Genomic DNA, 17877 nt, shown 5'->3' with positions numbered 1-17877 from the left:
GGCCGGTCGGGCCCGGCACCGCCCGGCCCGGACTCAGATCGTGATCGGCCGCTTGAGGTGGTAGCGGTGCACCTCCGTGGTGCCCTGGATGTTGTTGACGTCCTCGGCGGCGGAGACCAGTTCCCACCCTTCCCGGCCCACTCGGTTGAGGTGGGCGATGGCGGTGTCGCCGTAGGGGGTGACGTCCCGGCGGTTGCCGTCCGGGCCGTACCAGGTGAACGTGACCTCGAAGCTGCGTCCCTGCCCTTGGTAACGGCGGACCAGCAATGCGTACTCCCAGGCGACCATCGTGCCATTATCGCCGTCCACACCGGATCACCACCATCACCGGTCTCCGCCGGTAAGCACGCGCAGGTCGCGGGCCTCGGTCGGGTCGGCGCAGCCGGCCAGAGCCAGCGCGTCGCGCAGCTCCTCGGCGAGCATCGACAGGGCCCGTTCCGCGCCGGCCCGCCCGTCGACGGCGAGCGCCCAGAGCATCGGCCGGCCGACCAGCACGCCGGTCGCGCCGAGCGCCAGGGCGCGCAGCACGTCGGTGCCGCTGCGCACGCCGCTGTCGAGCAGCACCTCAGCACGCCCATCGACCGCCGCCAGCACCTCGGGCAGCATGGTGACGGTGGCGGGCGCGCCGTCGAACTGCCGGCCACCGTGGTTGGAGACCACCACCGCGTCCGCGCCGACCGAGACGGCGAGGGCCGCGTCGCGCGGGTCGAGGACCCCCTTGACCAGCAGCGGCAGCCGGGTCTCCGACCGCAGCCACGCCAAATCCGACCAGGTCAGGGCGGGAGCGAACGCCGCGCCGCTGTCCGCCGCCACCGCCGACACACCGGGAGTGCCCTGGTGGGCGAGGTCGTCCCGACCGCCGGGCAGGTTCGCGGCCACCACCCCGGCGGGCAGGCGGAACGCGTTGCGCAGGTCGCGCAGGCGACGGCCGAGCACCGGCACGTCCACGGTCACCATCAGCGCCGAGCAGCCCGCCTCCTCGGCGCGGGCCAGCAGGTCGACGACCAGGGCCCGGTCGCGCAGCCAGTACAACTGGAACCAGACGTCCGCGCCGGTCGCGGCGACCTCCTCGACCGGGCAGCTACCGAGCGTGCTGGCCACGTAGGGCACGCCCGCGCCCCGGGCCGCCGTGGCCAGGGCCCGCTCCCCGTCGGGGTGCACCAGCCGCTGGTACGCCATCGGCGCCACCGCCGCCGGCAGCGCGGCCGGCCGACCGGCGAGCATGGTGTCCAGTCGGGGCACGCCCGCGCCGCGCAGCACCCGGGGCAGCACGGCGACCCGGTCCAGGGCCGCGCGGTTGGCGGCGAGGGTGGTCTCCGCGCCGCTGCCGCCGGAGACGAAGTCCCACACGTCGGCGGGGAGGACGGCCCGGGCGGCCCCGGCGAAGTCGGCCAGGCACACCACCCGGTCGTCGGCAGGCCGTCCGGCGGTGCTCTCCGGGGTCGACATCGCACCTCCACAGTCGGCGGCCGGTGCGGTCCGCCACCCGACAGCGCCCCGGACGATGGCTCAGCAAACTTACCGCGCCGCTGGCAGTCGTCAATCGATCGGCTCGGCCTGGCCGCCGGTCACCCACGGCGGGGCGGATAGGGTGACAGCGGTCCGTGCCGCAACTGCTCCGGAGGGTCGCATGACCATGCCCACCGCCATCGACGTGCCCGACCTGCTCGCCGGGGCCACGGTCGACGGGGCCGACCAGCCGCTGCTGACGTACTACGACGACGCGACCGGCGAGCGGACCGCGCTCAGCGCGGTGCAACTGGGTGGCTGGGCCGCACGGACGGCCGGGCTGCTGCGTGCGGGGTGCGGGCTGGGTCCCGGAAGCCGGGCGGCCGTGCTGCTGCCGCCGCACTGGCAGACCGCCGCCGTGCTGCTCGGATGCTGGGCGGCCGGGGTGGCGGTGTCGTTCCGGGGACGGGCCACCGCGGGTCTGGCCGCGCTGGGGCCAGGCGTGGACGAGCCGCTGGACGCCAGTTTCGTCGCCCGGCACCGGGTCGACGACTGGCTGGACAACCCGCCCGAGGCCACCCACCGGTTCGTCCTCGGCCTCGGCCCGGCGGGGGCACCGACGGCGGAGCCGCCCACCGGGTACCTCGACTTCCTCACCGAGGCGCGCCGGTATCCCGACAGCCTTCCGCCGTACGCGGTGGTCCGGCAGTCGGACCCGGCGAGTGTCGACGGGACCAGCTACCGGCAGTGGGGGGAACTGGCGCGGGAGCTCGCCGATCTGCGTGGCCTGCGCCGTGGCGACCGGGTGCTGGTCGACGTGGCCGAGCACGACGAGCCGGTGACCTGGCTGCTCGCCCCGCTGGCGGTCGGCGCGTCCCTGGTGGTCTGCGCCAACCTCGACCCGGACCGGGTCGACGACCGGATCGCGGCCGAACAGGTCACCCGGCTCCTCTGAGCGTCCGGGCGCGACTGCGGCAGCCGCACGCCGCGTCGAGGGCTCAACCGAGGTCGACGACGAGCGGACGGTGGTCGGAGATGGTGGAGACCGGGGTGGTGACGGCGGTGACCGGCGGCAGCCGGTGTGCGTCGTACCGGTCGACGAGGATGTGGTCGAGCTGCACCCGGGGATGCACGGCCGGATAGGTGGGCTGCCGGCCGAGGGGCTGCCAGCCGGAGACGAGGCGGGCTGCGGTGGTGGGCAGGTTCAGGTCGCCGAGCAGGATCCGGGGCGCGGGGAGCGTGCGGAGCGCGCGGACGACCCGGCGTAGTTGGTGGGCGTTCCAGCCCGGGGCGAACGACAGGTGGGTGGCGGCGGCGGTCAGCGGGCCGTACGGGGTGTCCAGGACCGCGGCCAGGACGACGCGGGGTTCGTCGCGCAGGAAGAGCAGCCCACCGCCAGGGCCGGGTACGTAGACCGGGGAGCGCATCGGGGCGGGACGGAGTCGGGTGACCTGCCAGGTGTGCACGGGGTAGCGGCTGATCAGGCCGACGCCGTAGCAGGGTTCGCCGTGGCCGTCGTCGTCGTGGGTGAGTGGGCGGAACCGTTCGCCGGGGGTGCCGACGACGGCGGCGGCGAAGCGGTGTTCCGGGGCGCCGAGGGCGCGGGCGGCGATGGCGGTGAGGTCGAGGTTCCCGCTACGGCTCTGGTCGCGGTCGACTTCCTGAAGGGCGAGGATGTCGGCGTCGAGGGCGGTGACGGCGGCGGTGAGGCGGTCCGGGTCGACGAGGCCGTCGGCCGGGGATCGGCCATGCAGCAGGTTGAAGGTGGCCAGGCGCACCTTATGCACGATACGTGGTGATAGGAGGGTTGCCGGATGGTGAGGGTGCTGCTGTGTTCGATGGTGCTCTTCGTGGCGATCGGCGCGGCGGGATTGTGGCTGCGTCGCCGTCGTGGCCGGTGAGGCTGCCCACAGGAGGTCTCGTCGGGCGGGTAGGGGTGGGAAGAATGGCGGCCCGTGGATGCACTGTCGTTGACGTCCCTGCTCACTGCGGCTGCCCTGGCGGGCTGGGTGGATGCCGTGGTGGGTGGCGGTGGGCTGCTGTTGTTGCCGGCGCTGTTGGTGGCCGCCCCGGGGGTGCCGGTGGCGACGGCGTTGGGGACGAACAAGCTGGCGGCGATCGCGGGAACGTCGACGGCGGCGGTGACCTACGCGCGACACACGAAGATCGACTGGTCGGTGGCGGGTCCAGCGGCCGGGTTGGCGGTGGTCTGCGCCGGGGTGGGCGCGGCGCTGGCCGGGGCGGTGCCGGCGGGCGCGTACCGACCGGTGGTGCTGGCGGTGCTGATGGCGGTGGCGGTGTTCGTCGCGCTGCGGCCCCAGCTTGGGGTGGTGGCGTTGCCGGAGCGGCGCACCCCGAAGCGGGTGGTCGCGGCGGTGCTGGTGGCCGGTGGCGGGATCGCGTTGTACGACGGGTTGATCGGTCCGGGCACGGGGACCTTCCTGGTGGTGGCATTCACGCTGCTGGTGGGGGCGGACTTCGTGCACGGCTCGGCGATGGCCAAGATCGTCAACGCCGGCACGAACCTGGGCGCGCTGGTGGTCTTCGGGTTGGCCGGGCACGTCTGGTGGTGGCTGGGGCTGGCCATGGCGGTGTGCAACATCGCGGGCGCGGCCGTGGGCGCGCGGATGGCGTTGCGGCGCGGGGCCGGGTTCGTACGGATCGTGCTGCTGGTGGTGGTGCTGGCATTGGTCGCGAAGCTCGGTTACGACCAGTGGCTGGCCCGCTGACCTGACGGCGGGACGGTCCCGGCGTCGGTGGTGTGTGACCATCTGCGGGTGTGGGTGGAACGCGACCGGGCGGTGTTGGCGAAGCTGTTGCGCCGGGATCCACTGCGGCACGTCTACCAACTGGGTGACCTCGACGACTTCTTCTGGCCGTACACGACGTGGTTCCGGCGCGGTGACCAGGTGGTGCTGCTGTACGGGGCGACGAGTCCACCGACGCTGCTGGCGTTCGGCCGACCGGAACGGGTGGCCGAGTTGGGCGCGCTGCTGACGGAGCTGGCGCCGTCGTTGCCGGAGCGCGTGTACGCGCACCTCTCCCCCGGCCTGGTGGACGCGTTGGCGGGCCGGTACCGGGTGGACGGCGCGGTGGCACATCGCCGGCTCGCGTTGACCGACGTCGGGCGGTTGGCCGGGGTGCGGGCGGACGGCACCGTGCTGACCGAGACCGATCTACCGGAGCTGGTGGAGCTGTACGCGGCGGCGTATCCGGACAACTGGTTCGATCCCCGGATGCTGGAGACCGGTCAGTACGTGGGCGTCCGGGTGGCCGGTCAGCTGGCGGCGGTGGCCGGTGTGCACGTGTGGTCGCCGGTGTACCGGGTGGCGGCGCTGGGGAACGTCGCCACCCGGCCGGAGTTCCGGGGTCGGGGTTTCGGGTCGGCGGTGGTGGCCGCGCTCTGCACGCGGCTACGCGACAGTGTCGACCACGTGGCGCTGAACGTGCGGGCGGACAACGTGACGGCGTTACGGCTCTACGAACGGCTCGGGTTCACCCCGGTGGACGAGTACGGGGAGTTCCCGTTGACCGCGTGGGGGTCAGCGGCGGCGGGGTGAGTCGTACCGGCCGGCGCGGATCTCGCGGAGCGCCCGACGGCGGGTATCGCCGCGCAGGGTGTCGACGTAGAGGGTGCCGCCGAGGTGGTCGGTCTCGTGTTGCAGGGCGCGGGCGAGGAACCCGCTGCCGGTGATGGTGCGTGGTTCGCCGTGCTGGTCGAAGCCGTGGGCGGTGGCGTGCAGGGCACGGGGGGTCGGGAAGTACAGGCCGGGAATGGAGAGGCAGCCCTCGTCGTCGTCCTGGAGTTCGGTGGACAGCTCCAGGGTGGGGTTGACCAGGTGGCCGCGGTGGCCGTCGGCGTCGTAGACGAACACCCGGGCGCTGACGCCGATCTGGGGGGCGGCCACACCGGCCCGGCCGGGGGCACCGAGGAGGGTGTCCATCAGGTCGGTGACCAGGGCGCGTAGCTCGGCGTCGAAGCTGGTGACGGTTTCGCAGGGGGTTCGCAGGACGGGATCGCCGATGATCCGGATGGGGCGCATGGTCATGGCGGAAGGTTATCTGCCGGCTGCGGGGGGTGCGGCGTCCGGTCGGCCGGCGACGAGGACGGCGATGCCGTCGAGGATCCGGTCGAGACCGAAGGCGAACGCCTGGGTGGGGTCGGTGGTGCCGCCGTACTCCTCCCCGGCGGTGGTGCCGACCCGGGCGGCGGTCGGGTAGCGGCGCGGGTCGAGGGCCGTCTCCAGGTAGGGGGCGTGCGCGTACCACCACTGTTCGTCGGTCATGCCGGTACGGCCGGCGGCCTGGGCGGCCTCCACGGCCCCGCGTACGGCGCCGTGGACGTACCCGTTGACGAGGGTGACGACGGCGTCCATCTCGAGGTCGGTCAGGCCGATGCCCTCGACGGCGCGGAGTTCTGCCTCGTACTTGGCGATGGTGTGCGGGCCGAGCGGGGGGCGGGTGGTGGCGACCTGGAGCAGCCAGGGGTGCCGCAGGTAGCGGTTCCAGTTGGTGTGGGCGACGTGGGCGAGGCGGGCGCGCCAGTCACCGTCGGGCAGGACGGGCGGGTCGCTGGTCTCGCCGTAGACGGTGTCGACCATGACGTCGAGCAGCTCGCCCTTGCCGGGCACGTGGGTGTAGAGGCTCATGGTGCCGACGCCGAGGTGCTCGGCGACGCGGCGCATGGACAGGGCGGACAGCCCCTCGGTGTCGGCGAGGTCGATGGCGGCGTGGACGATCCGGTCGACGGTGAGGTCGGGTCGGCCGCGTCGGGTGGGTCGCTCGCGGGTGCGCCAGAGAAGGGCGAGGCTGCGGGCGGGGTCGCCGGTGCCGCTGTACTCGGTGGTCATCACCGGCCACCCTACGGTAGGGCGCTCGGTGGGCCGGTGCGGTGGGCGGGGCGGAAATCCGGTCGCGGGTACGGTTCGGATCGGTCAGCATGGCCGGTTCCGATCACACCAGGAGGCAGGAGGACAACCCATGTCGTATCCCGAGATGCGGGCACAGGCGGAGGGCATGCTGGACGTCGGCGACGGACACCGGGTGTTCTGGCAGGTCGGCGGGAACCCGGACGGAAAGCCGGTGGTGGTGGTGCACGGCGGTCCGGGGTCGGGGTGCGCGCCGGGCTGGGCCCGGCACCTCGACCCGGCGCGGTACCGGATCGTCTTTCTCGACCAGCGGGGGTGTGGGCGGAGCACGCCCAGCGCGGGTGACGTGTCGGTGGACCTGTCGACGAACACCACCGATCACCTGGTGGCCGACCTGGAGCGGCTGCGGGCGCACCTGGGGGTGTCGCGGTGGCTGGTGTTCGGGGCATCGTGGGGCAGCACGCTGGGGTTGGTGTACGCGCAGCGGCACCCGGACCGGGTGTCGGAGGTGGTGCTGTTCAGCGTGACGCTGGGTACCCGCCGGGACATCGACTGGATCACCCGGGACATGGGACGGGTGTTCCCGGAGGAGTGGGCGCGGTTCCGGGACGGGGTGCCGGCGGCGGACCGGGACGGGTGTCTGGCGGACGCGTACGCGCGCCTGCTGGCCGATTCGGACCCGGTGGTCCGGGAGCGAGCGGCGCGGGACTGGTGCGCGTGGGAGGACACGCATGTGGGCACCGTGCCGGGTCATCGGCCGGATCCCCGGTACGCCGATCCGGTGTTCCGGATGGTGTTCGCGCGGCTGGTCACCCACTACTGGCGGCACGGCTGTTTCCTGACCGAGGAGGAGGTGCTGCGGGGTGCGGACCGGCTGGCCGGTGTTCCGGGGGTGCTGGTGCATGGCCGGTTGGACATCAGCAGCCCGCTGGACGGGCCGTGGCGGTTGGCGCAGGCGTGGCCGGGGGCCCGGCTGGTGGTGGTGGAGACGGCCGGGCACGGCGCCTCCTCGGGGCCGGGGATGGCCGAGGCGGTGACCGCCGCGCTGGACGGGTTCGCCGCGACCTGAGCCCGCCGGTGGGGCCGGGTTGGCGCGGGTCGGGGTCTGGGCGGGGTTGCCCAGGGTGGCGCGGAGCGGGGCGGCAGGGGTTGGCCAGGGCCGCGCGGGGCGGACGTCAGGGGTTGGCCAGGGCCGCGCGGGGCGGACGTCAGGGGTTGGCCAGGGCCGCGCGGAGCGGGGCGGCCTTGGCGACGGCCTCGGCGACCTCGGCCTCCGGGTCGCTGTCCCAGGTGATCCCGCCCCCGGCCCACAGGTGCAGCCGGTGGGGATCGGCCGCGGCGGTGCGGATGGTCAGGCCCAGGTCGACGTGGCCGGGGCCGACCCAGCCGAGGGCGCCCATGCCCGCCCCCCGACCGACGGGTTCGCAGGCGGCGATCTGGGTGAGGGCGGCGAGTTTCGGGGCGCCGGTGACGGAGCCGCCGGGGCAGACGGCGCGGAGCAGGTCGGCGAGGCCGAGGCCGTCGGCGAGGGCGGCGGAAACGGTGGATTCGGCCTGCCACAGGTCGCACCAGCGGCGTACCGCGAACAACTCGTCGACCTGGACGCTGCCGGTGCGGGCCAGGCGAGCCAGGTCGTTGCGTTCCAGGTCGACGATCATCACGTGTTCGGCGCGTTCCTTCGCGGACTCGAGCAGCTCGCGGCGCCCCTGGGCGGTGGCGGGGCGGGTGCCCTTGATGGGGCGGGTGAGGACGCGGCCGGCGGTGACCTCGACCAGGGTCTCCGGGGAGGCGCAGCCGAGGGCCCAGCCGTCGCCGTGCAGGATTCCTCCGTAGCGGGCGCCGGGCAGGCCGGACAGGCGGGCCAGGGGCGGCAGGGGGTCACCGGTGTAGGGGGCGGCGGCGTGGCCCACGACGTTGACCTGGTAGACGTCGCCGCGGGCGATGGCGGCGCGGACGATGTCGACGGCGGCGGCGTGCTGGTCGGGGGTCCAACTGGGCGCCCACGCGCCGAGCCACCACGGGCCACGCGGTGGTGGCGGGCCGGTGGGCTGGTCGGTGTGGCCGTGGACGACCACGGCGACGTCGGGCAGCGCCGGGGCGGGGGTGGGTGGGCCGGGCGGCGCGCCGGCCATGAGGGCGCCGGCGGCGGCGGAGACGTACAGCGAGGCACCGCAGACACCGGTGGGGTCGTGCTCGGCGGGGCGGGTCAGGTCGGTCACGGGCAGTCCGTGGGCGGTGAGGAAGTCCTGGACGACGGCCGCGGGGTCGCCACCGTCGGTGGGGCGCCACTCGAGGCGGGCGCGCTCGACGAGGGCGTGCCGGCAGCGGGGTGGGGCGGCCGGCGGGGCGCCCACCCGATGCGGGAGCGTTATCACGCTGTCCGGACCATGGGGGATCATCTGTTCAGAGGATTTCCGGGGCACTTTGTCCACTGCTGCTCGATGTCGTGCGCTTCTGCTTGGTACTGTGCGTCACTGGTCATGTGAACCATGACACAGTGCCCCCAAGGTCCGGAGAACCCGATGTGTCAACATCAGCCCACCTGCCCCTCCGCTGAGGCGACCGACCGGGAAGCCGCCCGGATCATCGCCTGCTTCCGCGAGCAGGGCTGGAGCCTGCTCTGCAACGGTGTGATCGTCTTCGAGGACACCGGGGAGCTGCTCCCCGACGGCCGTACCATCGCTCCGCACCGCGGTCCCGCCCGCCACGCACTCGTCGCCTGACGGCCACGCCGCCCCGACCGTCCGACGGCCGCCCTGCTCCAGCCTAGACCTCGGCAATCCCGGGCCAGGCTTGTCCCAGGCGAGCAGGGCCGACGTCAGGGGGCCGCGAACGCGAACCGCGCCGGCCGGGGCGGCGTCACCACCGCCCCGGCGCGACCCGACTCACTCGGCGAACGCCTCCGGCGCCGGGCACGAACACACCAGGTTCCGGTCACCGTACGCGCCGTCGACCCGCCGCACCGGCGGCCAGTACTTCCCGGCCCGGTCCACCCCGACCGGGTACGCGGCCACCGACCTCGGGTACGGGTGCGGCCACTCGTCGGCCGACACCGTCGCCGCGGTGTGCGGGGCGTTCGACAGCGGGTTGTCCCCCGCCGGCCACTCCCCCGAGCCCACCCGGTCGATCTCCGCCCGAATGGCGATCATCGCGTCGCAGAACCGGTCCAGTTCGGCCAGGTCCTCGCTCTCGGTCGGCTCCACCATCAGCGTCCCGGCGACTGGGAACGACATCGTCGGCGCGTGGAACCCGTAGTCGATCAACCGCTTGGCCACGTCGTCCACGCTGACCCCGGTCGCCTTCGTCAGCGGCCGCAGGTCCAGGATGCACTCGTGCGCCACCAGGCCCTTGTTGCCGGCGTACAGCACCGGGTAGTGGGCGCGCAGCCGGGCCGCCACGTAGTTCGCGGCCAGCACCGCCACCCCGGTCGCCCGGGTCAGCCCCTCGGCGCCCATCATCCGCAGGTACGCCCACGGGATCGGCAGGATCCCCGCCGACCCGTACCGGGCCGCCGACACCGCCGGCCGGTCGGCGTCGTGCCCGCCGACCGGGTCACCGGGCAGGAACGGCGCCAGGTGCGCCCGCACCGCCACCGGCCCCACCCCCGGGCCGCCCCCGCCGTGCGGGATGCAGAACGTCTTGTGCAGGTTCAGGTGCGACACGTCCGCCCCGAACCGGCCCGGCTTGGCGTAGCCGACCAGGGCGTTGAGGTTCGCCCCGTCGACGTACACCTGACCGCCGGCGTCGTGGACCTTCGCGCAGAGCTGGGCGATGCCGGTCTCGTATACCCCGTGCGTCGACGGGTACGTCACCATGATCGCCGCGAGCGCGTCCCGGTGCTTGTCGATCTTCGCGTCGAGATCGACCAGGTCCACGTTGCCGTCGGCGTCACAGCCGACCACCACCACGCGCATCCCGGCCATCACCGCGCTCGCCGCGTTCGTGCCGTGCGCCGACGACGGGATCAGGCACACGTTCCGGTGCTCCTCGCCCCGGCTGCGGTGGTACGAGCGGATCGCCAGCAGCCCCGCCAGCTCCCCCTGCGAACCGGCGTTGGGCTGCACACTGACCGCGTCGTAGCCGGTGACCTCCGCCAGCCACCCCTCCAGCTGGGCGACCAGCTCGCGGTACCCGGCGGTCTGCACGGCCGGCGCGAACGGGTGCAGATGGGCGAACTCCGGCCAGGTCACCGGCTCCATCTCGGTGGTCGCGTTCAGCTTCATCGTGCACGACCCCAGCGGGATCATGCCCCGGTCCAGGGCGTAGTCGAAGTCGGCGAGACGGCGCAGGTAGCGCAGCATCGCCGTCTCCGAGTGGTGGCTGCGGAACACCTCGTGGGTGAGGATGTCGCCGGTCCGCGCCAGGGCGGCCGGCAGGGCCGCGTCCACCGCGCCGGTCACCGGCGTCACCCCGAACGCCGCCCACACCGCATCGAGGTGCGCGACGGTAGTCGTCTCGTCGCAGGAGATGCCCACCCGGTCGGCGTCGACCAGGCGCAGGTTCACCCCCCGCGTCTCGGCCTCGGCGACCACCTGAGCGGCCCGCCCCGGCACGTGCGCGCAGACCGTGTCGAAGAACGCCACGTCCGCGACGGTCACCCCGCCGGCGCGCAGCCCGGCCGCCAGCCGCGCCGCCATGTCGTGGGTACGCGCCGCGATCTTCCGCAGCCCGTCCGGGCCGTGGTAGACGGCGTACATGCCGGCCATCACTGCCAGCAGCACCTGCGCGGTGCAGATGTTGCTGGTCGCCTTCTCCCGGCGGATGTGCTGCTCACGGGTCTGCAACGCCAACCGGTACGCCCGGTTGCCGTCGGCGTCCTTCGACACCCCGACCAGTCGGCCCGGCAGCATCCGCTCCAGCCCCGCCCGGACCGCCAGGTAGCCGGCGTGCGGCCCACCGAAGCCCATCGGGACCCCGAACCGCTGGGTGGTGCCGGCGGCGATGTCCGCGCCGATCTCGCCCGGCGGACGCAGCAGCGTCAGGGCCAGCAGGTCCGCCGCCACCGTCACCAGGGCACCGGCGGTGTGCGCCGCCGCCACCACGTCGGCGTGGTCCCGTACCGCCCCGGATGCCCCCGGGTACTGCAGGTGCAGGCCGAAGAACTCCGCCGGCAGTTCGTCCCGCTCGACGTCGACCACCCGCACCTCGATGCCGAGCGGCTCGGCCCGGCCGGCGATCACCGCGATGGTCTGCGGCAGGGTGTCCGCGTCGACCACGTACACGTTGCTCTTGGTCTTCGTGGCCCGGCGGGCCAGGGTCATCGCCTCCGCCGCGGCGGTGCCCTCGTCGAGCATCGAGGCGTTCGCGGTGGCCAGGCCGGTCAGGTCGGTGACCATGGTCTGGAAGTTCAGCAGCGCCTCCAGCCGGCCCTGGCTGATCTCCGGCTGGTACGGGGTGTATGCCGTGTACCAGGACGGGTTCTCCAGCACGTTCCGGCGAATCACCGCCGGGGTGTGCGTGCCGTGGTAACCGAGCCCGATCATCGACACGGCGACGGTGTTGCCCGCGGCGAGGGCACGCAGCTCGGCGATCGCCTCCCGCTCGCTGGCCGGCGCCGGCAGGTCCAGCGTGCCGTGCCAGCGGATCACCTCGGGGATCGCCGCGTCCATCAGCTCCTCGACGGAGCCGTACCCCACGGTCTCCAACATCCGGCGCTCATCGTCCGGATCGGGGCCGATGTGGCGGTCGGCGAACTGCTCTACGGTCATGGGGTGCGCTCCCGGGGGCCAGGTCGACGGATCGGCCTCCCCCTCTGTCGCACCCGTACGGCGCTCCACAGTGCCTGCCCACGAGGTCCTTTTGCCTGAGAGGTTCCGGGGAGGATTTGCCCCTTCGGCGCCGCTTGGGACGGTGTCCCGCGCGGTCTCTCCCCCGTGGGTGGTACGGCAAGGTCCACGCTACCAGCGTCGGCGTCCTCCCGGCGGTGGCGTACCCCGCCGGGCGGATCACGACACCGAGCGACGAATCAGGACAGCACGTCGACCGGTACGGCCGCCACGCGCTCGACCAGGGTCGACAGGAACCGTCCCAGCGGCGCGTCGACGGTCAGCGCCGCGTACCCGTCGCCCCGGGTGGGCCCCTGGTTGACGATCAGCACCGGAACGTCCCGTTTCGCCGCACGCAGCACGAATCGACGCCCCGACATCACCGTCAACGACGATCCGAGCACCAGCAGCAGTCGGGCCCGCTCCACCAGGTCGAAGCAGCGGGCCACCCGGGGCGCGGGCACCGTCTCGCCGAAGAACACCACATCCGGTTTGAGCATGCCGGTGCCGCAGAATCCGCAGTCCACCATCCGGAACCCGGCCACCGCCTCGGCGGGGAGATCCACGTCACCGTCCGGGTTGACCGCGGTGACCGTCACGTCGAAGCCCGGGTTCGCCTCGCGCAGCCGCCGGTCCAGTTCCTCCCGCGAGGTGAGGTTGCCGCAGTCCAGGCAGACCACCTCGTCGAGCCGACCGTGCAGCTCCACCACGTGCGGGCTGCCCGCCGCGGTGTGCAACCCGTCGACGTTCTGGGTGATCACCGCGTCCACCAGGCCGGCGTGTTGCAAGTGGGCTACCGCCCGGTGCCCGTCGTTCGGCGCGGCCCGGGCCACCAGCCGCCACCCCAGATGGCTACGCGCCCAGTAGCGACGCCGTGCGGCGACGTCCCCGGTGAACGTCTGGTACGTCATCGGGGTGTGCCGGCGCGCCACACCACTGGGCCCCCGGTAGTCGGGGATACCCGACTCGGTGGACAGACCCGCGCCGCTGAGCACCACCACACCACCGGCGGCCACCAGTTCCGCCACCGCGTCGACCTGCTCCGTCACCCGTCCATGCTGCCTCAGCCAGCCCGTCGGCGACGACCCGGCAGGGCGCCGACAACCGGTGGGGGCGGCTGGCCCGACACCCCTGGCAGGTCCGACTGGCCGACGACCGGTGGGGGCGGTCCGTGCGGACCGGCCCCACCGGGGTCACCGCTGCGGCGGATACTGCCGCGGCAGGGCCGCAGTGGCCCCGTTGGCGGCCACCGCCGGTCCGGCACCGGCCGGGCCGGCCAGGCGGTCCATCGTTCGTGCCAGTTGGGCACAGCCGTCGTCGAGCTGACGGGCCGCCGACTGCATGTGCGAGATCATCATCTCGCCGTAGATGCGGAACGCCTCCCGGGTGGCCACCGAGTCGTCGAACTCCGACCCGGCCGAGCGGCGGTAGTCCTGCACCGCCCGCTCCGCCTCCTGCCGAGCCTCCTCCGCCGCCGCCTGCATGTAGCTCTCGTACTGCATGCGCGCGTACTCGGCGACCCGCCGGGCGTAGTCGTGCGCCTGGGCGATGATCTGCTCTGCCTCGCGCTGCGCGGCGGAGAGCAGGTTCACCTCCTTGGCCGCCGGCATCGCCGCCGCCGACCCGGCGCTCGGGATCACCCCGTGCCGGTGCAGCTCCACCCGGTCGTTGAGCCGCTCGTTCTCCTCGCGCAGGCGCGTGATCTGCGTGACCATCAGGTCCAGCTCGTCGGCGACCTGCATCCGGAACCGGTCCACGTCGTGGTGGTCGTAACCGCGGCGGGTGAACGACGCTGTCGAGAACTCCCACCGCCGCACCCGGTCCGCGGTCAACCGCACCTGCGGCCCACCCGCGGCCACCGTCACACCCTCGTACCTGCTGATCGGGGTCGTGCTCACCGGGTACCTCCGGAATCCTCCTGCGACGACGAGTCCATTGCCGTGCGCCACGCCGGGCCGTACCAGTGCTTGCCCAGCCCCTCGTGGTGCACCTGACCGGCGTGGTAGCCGGCCCGGGACAGCGTCTGCGCCGTATGTCCCACCATCTCGTCCGAACCACACACGTACACGTGCCGGGACCGCCAGTCACCGTCGGCCATCGCCCGGTCGACCGGGTGGACCAACTCCCCGGGCCGACGCGGATCCATCCCCAGCACGTACGTCACCGTCAACCACGGATGCGTCGCCGCCAGCTTGTCGATGGCGTCGCTGTCGTAGAACTCCATCCGTGACCGCGCTCCCACGTACAGGTCGACCCGCCGGTGGGAGCCCTCCGCGGCCACCTGCTCCACCAGCGCCTTCACCGGCGCCCAGCCGGTGCCGGAGGCGAGCAGCAGCAGGTCAGCTCCACCTGCCGGCCAGAGCGTCAACTGGTCCCCCACCGGGGCCGCCAGGTTGAGGTGGTCGCCCACCGCGCATCCGAACACCAGCCGCGAACTCACCGCCCCACCCGGAGCGGCCCGCACGTGCAACTCGATCGTGCCGTCCGGGCGGGGCGCGTTCGCCGGGGAGTAGTACCGCCATGCCCGCACCGCCGGGTGCGACACCCCGATCGACTGGCCCGGCGTGAACGGCAACAGGTACTGCGGACGCAGGGTCAGCACCGCCACATCGAAGCCCCGCCGCTCATGCCCGACGATCTCCCCGACCCACCACGGCGGGTTGACCTGCTCCGCCGCCTGCGCCGCCTCGATCATCACCTGGGACACCAGGCCGTAGGCGCCCGCCCAGTCCCGGGCCAGCTCCTCGGTCCACTGGTCGGCGAGGAAGTGCCGCAGCGTGGTCAGCAACGCGTCACCGACCGCCGGATAGTGCTCCGGGCGCACCGCGAACTTCCGGTGGTCGGCGCCGAGGTCCCGCAGGAACCCGGTCAGCCGGTCCACCTGGTCGACGTTCGACACGATGTGTCCCAGCGCGGTGACCAACCGGTCCCGCTGGCCGGCCATGTTCGTCGGGAACATCTGCCGGGTCTCGGGGTGGGACAGGAACAGCGCCGAGTAGAAGTAGAGCGGAACCTGGTCGCCGTGCGCGGCGACCAGGTTCCAACTCTGCTTGAGCCGTGCGACGTCCACGTTCAGACGCCCGAACGGGATCCGCTGGCCACCACCTGGTCCTGCACCTGACCCAACACCACCCGCACGTGCTCCTGCACGTCCACCGGCACGCCCAACTGCGTCAACACGGCCATCAGGTGCCCGCCGACCAGTTCGTAGTGCGCCTGCGGGATGCCCAACGGCTGGTGGGCCTCGGCGAGCCCCCGGCCGGTGTACTCGTTGGGGCCGCCGAGCACCACGGTCAGCATCAATGCCAGATGCCGCCGCTGCGCGACCATGTCGAGACCGGTGAAGTAGCCGGCCAGTTCCGGGTCGACGAGCACCCGGTCGTAAAAGAGTTCGACGGCGGCCTTCACGGCCGCCGCGCCACCGATGCGTTCATAGTGCGAGGGGATGGACTGCTCGGTAACCGTCACGGTCAATCCTTCCAAGAAGGGAGGGGTACCGCGCGACGAACGCGCGGGCCAACGGGCGGGTCACCCGGCATGACCGTTCGGGTCGCACCGGCTGACCGTCTGACGGACGATAGCGTGTCCGCCCGGACGACCTGCGCCCGGCCTGTCGGCTCCCGTGCGCCGTCCATCACGGACGGTCGCTCCCTCGGCTTCTCAGCCCGCCCGACGCCGGGCCCGCCGGGCCGCCAACTCGTCGCCCACCACGGGCGACGCCGGCTCCTCGACACCCGGCACCGCCGGCTCTGCCGGTAGGTGCGACAGCGACCCCTGAATCTCCTTGAACGCGCCGCCGATGGCGATGCCGAACACCCCCTGGCCGCCCTGCAACAGGTCGACCACCTCCTCCGGGGAACGGCACTCGTACACCGTCGTACCGTCGGAGATCAACGTGATGCCCGCCAGGTCACCGACCCCCCGCGACCGCAACGCCTCGATCGCCTTGCGAATGTTCTGAAGGGACACCCCGGCGTCCAGCAACCGCTTCACGACCTTCAACACCACCAGGTCGCGGAAGGAGTAGAGCCGCTGGGTCCCCGAACCCGAGGCGTCCCGGACGCTCGGCACCACCAACGCGGTGCGGGCCCAGTAGTCCAACTGCCGATAACTGATGCCCACCGCCGCGCACGCCGTCACGCCCCGGTAGCCCACCGAGTCGTCACCCTCCGTCGCCAGCGTCGGCGACACCTCACCGAGGCCCTGCGGCGCCGTACCCGGATCAGAATCTCGTGGCCCGTGCATCCCGACAACCTCCCCGCCCGTGCGGTGACACGTCGTTTGGGACGTGCACCCCTCGACACGGCAACCTTATAGCGGGGTTCAGGAGTTACCGGGCAGACAGCGTCGCGACACGCCGAACGATCACCCAAGTATCACGCACCGTGACGATCCACAATCCACGGGCGACCGTTCGGAGCCCGACGTGTCCGGCGCGACGACCGGGTCAGCCGGCGAAGTCCTCCGGGCGGACCTGATCGAGGAACTCCCGGAACTTCTCCACCTCGTCCTCCTGCTCGTCGGGAATCACGATCCCCGCCTCGCTGAGGACCTGCTCGGCACAACGAATCGGCGCACCGACCCGCAACGCCAACGCGATCGAATCGCTCGGCCGGGCGGACACCCGCAGCCCGTCCCCGATCAGCAGGTCGGCGTAGAAGACGTTCTCCTTCAACTCGGTGATCTCCACCGCCCGCAGCGGCGCCTTCAACGCCGCCAACACGTCCCGCAGCAGGTCGTGCGTCAACGGCCGGGCCGTCTTCACACCCTGCTGCTCGTAGGCGATCGCCGTCGCCTCGACCGCGCCGATCCAGATCGGCAGATAGCGGTCCCCCTCGACCTCCCTGAGCAGGACGATCGGCTGGTTGGTGGGCAATTCCACCCGAACTCCGACCACGCTCAGCTCGCGCACCGCCGCCTCCGTGTCGTTGTCACCTACGCCGCACCGCGCCCTTCCCTGCACGGTACACGGACCCCGAGACGACCGTCCCGCGCGCACCGCGCCCGCCGCACCCGCCCCGGCGAGGGATTACCCCAGGAAGCCTACGACACGCTCCCTGGAGCAGATCTCCACCGCCGTCCCCTCACCGACCCAGCGTCGACCGCAGCCCGACCCGGACCAACGCCGCGTGCAGCTGCTGCGACAGCGCCACCAGCTCCCGGGCGGTCTCCGCCGCCCGGGCCCGGGCCGCCGGGTCGTTCTGCCGCGCCAACGGCAGCAGCAACTGCGCGAACAACCCCGCCTCCCGGTCTGCCGCCGTCCGGAAGGCCCGCAGATGCCGGGGCTCCAGCCCGTACGCGGCCAGCCCCGCCACCGCCCGCGCGATGATCAGGGCGTCCCCGTCGTACCAGCCGGGCGGGCTCGACACCACCACCCCGAGCCGCTCGAGCTCGCCCAGGGTGGACTCCTCGATGCCGCTGCGGGCCACCAGGTCCGTGCGGCTCAGCCGTACGGAGGCCGACTCGACCGGATCCGGCTCGGTCGGCGCGCGACCGGGCACCTCACCGCCCGGCCCCACCGCGACCAACGTCGGCCGTGGCCGGCCCGCGCCGTCCGGCGAGGCGTCCCACTCGGCCAGCTGCTCACGGATCACCCGCAACGGCAGGTACTGATCCCGCTGGGCGGTCAGCACGAACCGCAGCCGGGCCACGTCGTCCCAGCTGTACTTCCGGTAACCCGCCGGTGTGCGCTGCGGTTCCACCAGGCCTTCGGCCTCGAGGAACCGCAGCTTCGAAATCGTGGTGTCCGGAAACTCCACCCGCAACTGGGCCAGCACCTCGCCGATGCTCATCAG

General features: G+C 73.0%; 19 protein-coding genes and 1 riboswitch. Of the genes, 5 read left to right on the top strand and 14 right to left on the bottom strand.

What is annotated here, in order from left to right; genetic code table 11:
• Nucleotides 1-33: 33 nt before the first annotated feature.
• A complete protein-coding gene (locus GA0074692_RS08510; protein WP_091641389.1) occupies nt 34-288 on the bottom strand; it encodes a hypothetical protein in 255 nt (84 codons plus the stop codon).
• 36 nt (nt 289-324) lie between these two features.
• On the bottom strand, nt 325-1449 hold the full coding sequence (locus GA0074692_RS08505; protein WP_091641384.1) for an alpha-hydroxy acid oxidase: 1125 nt from the start codon (nt 1447-1449) through the stop codon (nt 325-327).
• A gap of 181 nt (nt 1450-1630) precedes the next feature.
• Here GA0074692_RS08505 and GA0074692_RS08500 point away from each other — a divergent pair, with 181 nt between their 5' ends.
• Entirely contained in the window at nt 1631-2404 is a 774-nt protein-coding gene (locus GA0074692_RS08500) for a TIGR03089 family protein (RefSeq protein WP_342672832.1), read from the top strand.
• Nucleotides 2405-2447: 43 nt separating this feature from the next.
• Here the strand turns inward: GA0074692_RS08500 and GA0074692_RS08495 are convergent, their stop codons facing one another.
• The gene (locus GA0074692_RS08495; protein WP_091641380.1) at nt 2448-3227 is read right to left on the bottom strand and encodes an endonuclease/exonuclease/phosphatase family protein; all 780 of its coding nucleotides are present in this window, start codon (nt 3225-3227) and stop codon (nt 2448-2450) included.
• 177 nt (nt 3228-3404) lie between these two features.
• On the opposite strand from GA0074692_RS08495, the gene GA0074692_RS08490 reads away from it, so the two are divergent.
• Both GA0074692_RS08490 and GA0074692_RS08485 read left to right on the top strand, forming a co-directional pair.
• A complete protein-coding gene (locus GA0074692_RS08490) occupies nt 3405-4178 on the top strand; it encodes a sulfite exporter TauE/SafE family protein (RefSeq protein WP_091641375.1) in 774 nt (257 codons plus the stop codon).
• Nucleotides 4179-4226: 48 nt separating this feature from the next.
• Entirely contained in the window at nt 4227-5009 is a 783-nt protein-coding gene (locus GA0074692_RS08485) for a GNAT family N-acetyltransferase (protein WP_245730235.1), read from the top strand.
• Here GA0074692_RS08485 and GA0074692_RS08480 read toward each other — a convergent pair.
• Nucleotides 4992-5498, bottom strand: a complete 507-nt coding sequence (locus GA0074692_RS08480; RefSeq protein ID WP_091641372.1) for a peptide deformylase — start codon at nt 5496-5498, stop codon at nt 4992-4994. The genes GA0074692_RS08485 and GA0074692_RS08480 overlap by 18 nt on opposite strands.
• A 9-nt stretch (nt 5499-5507) precedes the next feature.
• On the bottom strand, nt 5508-6299 hold the full coding sequence (locus GA0074692_RS08475) for a TetR/AcrR family transcriptional regulator (RefSeq protein WP_091641369.1): 792 nt from the start codon (nt 6297-6299) through the stop codon (nt 5508-5510).
• Nucleotides 6300-6429: 130 nt separating this feature from the next.
• Here GA0074692_RS08475 and pip point away from each other — a divergent pair, with 130 nt between their 5' ends.
• Nucleotides 6430-7386 carry a prolyl aminopeptidase gene (gene pip / locus GA0074692_RS08470; protein ID WP_091641367.1) on the top strand — a complete coding sequence of 319 codons (957 nt, stop codon included), beginning with the start codon at nt 6430-6432 and terminating at the stop codon, nt 7384-7386.
• Between the two features lie 139 nt (nt 7387-7525).
• Here pip and GA0074692_RS08465 read toward each other — a convergent pair whose 3' ends face one another.
• Entirely contained in the window at nt 7526-8740 is a 1215-nt protein-coding gene (locus GA0074692_RS08465; RefSeq protein WP_176738355.1) for a chorismate-binding protein, read from the bottom strand.
• Between the two features lie 99 nt (nt 8741-8839).
• Between GA0074692_RS08465 and GA0074692_RS08460 the strand changes: the two genes are divergently transcribed.
• Entirely contained in the window at nt 8840-9040 is a 201-nt protein-coding gene (locus GA0074692_RS08460) for a DUF5999 family protein (RefSeq protein WP_091641361.1), read from the top strand.
• 162 nt (nt 9041-9202) lie between these two features.
• On the opposite strand, the gene gcvP is transcribed toward GA0074692_RS08460, so the two are convergent.
• The 8 genes from gcvP to ftsR form a co-directional block, all read right to left on the bottom strand.
• A complete protein-coding gene (gene gcvP / locus GA0074692_RS08455) occupies nt 9203-12025 on the bottom strand; it encodes an aminomethyl-transferring glycine dehydrogenase (protein WP_091641358.1) in 2823 nt (940 codons plus the stop codon).
• Between the two features lie 73 nt (nt 12026-12098).
• Nucleotides 12099-12199: riboswitch (glycine riboswitch) on the bottom strand.
• An 83-nt stretch (nt 12200-12282) separates the two neighbouring features.
• Nucleotides 12283-13131 (bottom strand): NAD-dependent protein deacetylase, encoded by an 849-nt coding sequence (locus GA0074692_RS08450; RefSeq protein WP_091641355.1) that lies wholly within the window; start codon nt 13129-13131, stop codon nt 12283-12285.
• Between the two features lie 144 nt (nt 13132-13275).
• Entirely contained in the window at nt 13276-13980 is a 705-nt protein-coding gene (locus GA0074692_RS08445) for a DivIVA domain-containing protein (RefSeq protein WP_091641352.1), read from the bottom strand.
• On the bottom strand, nt 13977-15152 hold the full coding sequence (locus GA0074692_RS08440) for a globin domain-containing protein (protein WP_091641349.1): 1176 nt from the start codon (nt 15150-15152) through the stop codon (nt 13977-13979). The genes GA0074692_RS08445 and GA0074692_RS08440 overlap by 4 nt, the downstream gene beginning before the upstream one ends.
• Before the next feature lie 2 nt (nt 15153-15154).
• Nucleotides 15155-15550, bottom strand: coding sequence for a group I truncated hemoglobin (locus GA0074692_RS08435; protein ID WP_091641345.1), 396 nt, complete (start codon nt 15548-15550; stop codon nt 15155-15157).
• 192 nt (nt 15551-15742) lie between these two features.
• Nucleotides 15743-16327, bottom strand: coding sequence for a MerR family transcriptional regulator (locus GA0074692_RS08430; RefSeq protein WP_091641342.1), 585 nt, complete (start codon nt 16325-16327; stop codon nt 15743-15745).
• Between the two features lie 202 nt (nt 16328-16529).
• Nucleotides 16530-16994, bottom strand: coding sequence for a bifunctional nuclease family protein (locus GA0074692_RS08425; RefSeq protein ID WP_091641338.1), 465 nt, complete (start codon nt 16992-16994; stop codon nt 16530-16532).
• A gap of 172 nt (nt 16995-17166) precedes the next feature.
• A complete protein-coding gene (gene ftsR / locus GA0074692_RS08420; RefSeq protein ID WP_176738680.1) occupies nt 17167-17874 on the bottom strand; it encodes a transcriptional regulator FtsR in 708 nt (235 codons plus the stop codon).
• Nucleotides 17875-17877 lie beyond the last annotated feature (3 nt).

It is taken from the genome of Micromonospora pallida, from assembly GCF_900090325.1.
Lineage (GTDB): Bacteria > Actinomycetota > Actinomycetes > Mycobacteriales > Micromonosporaceae > Micromonospora > Micromonospora pallida.
This window is presented reverse-complemented; position numbering and strand designations above follow the sequence as displayed.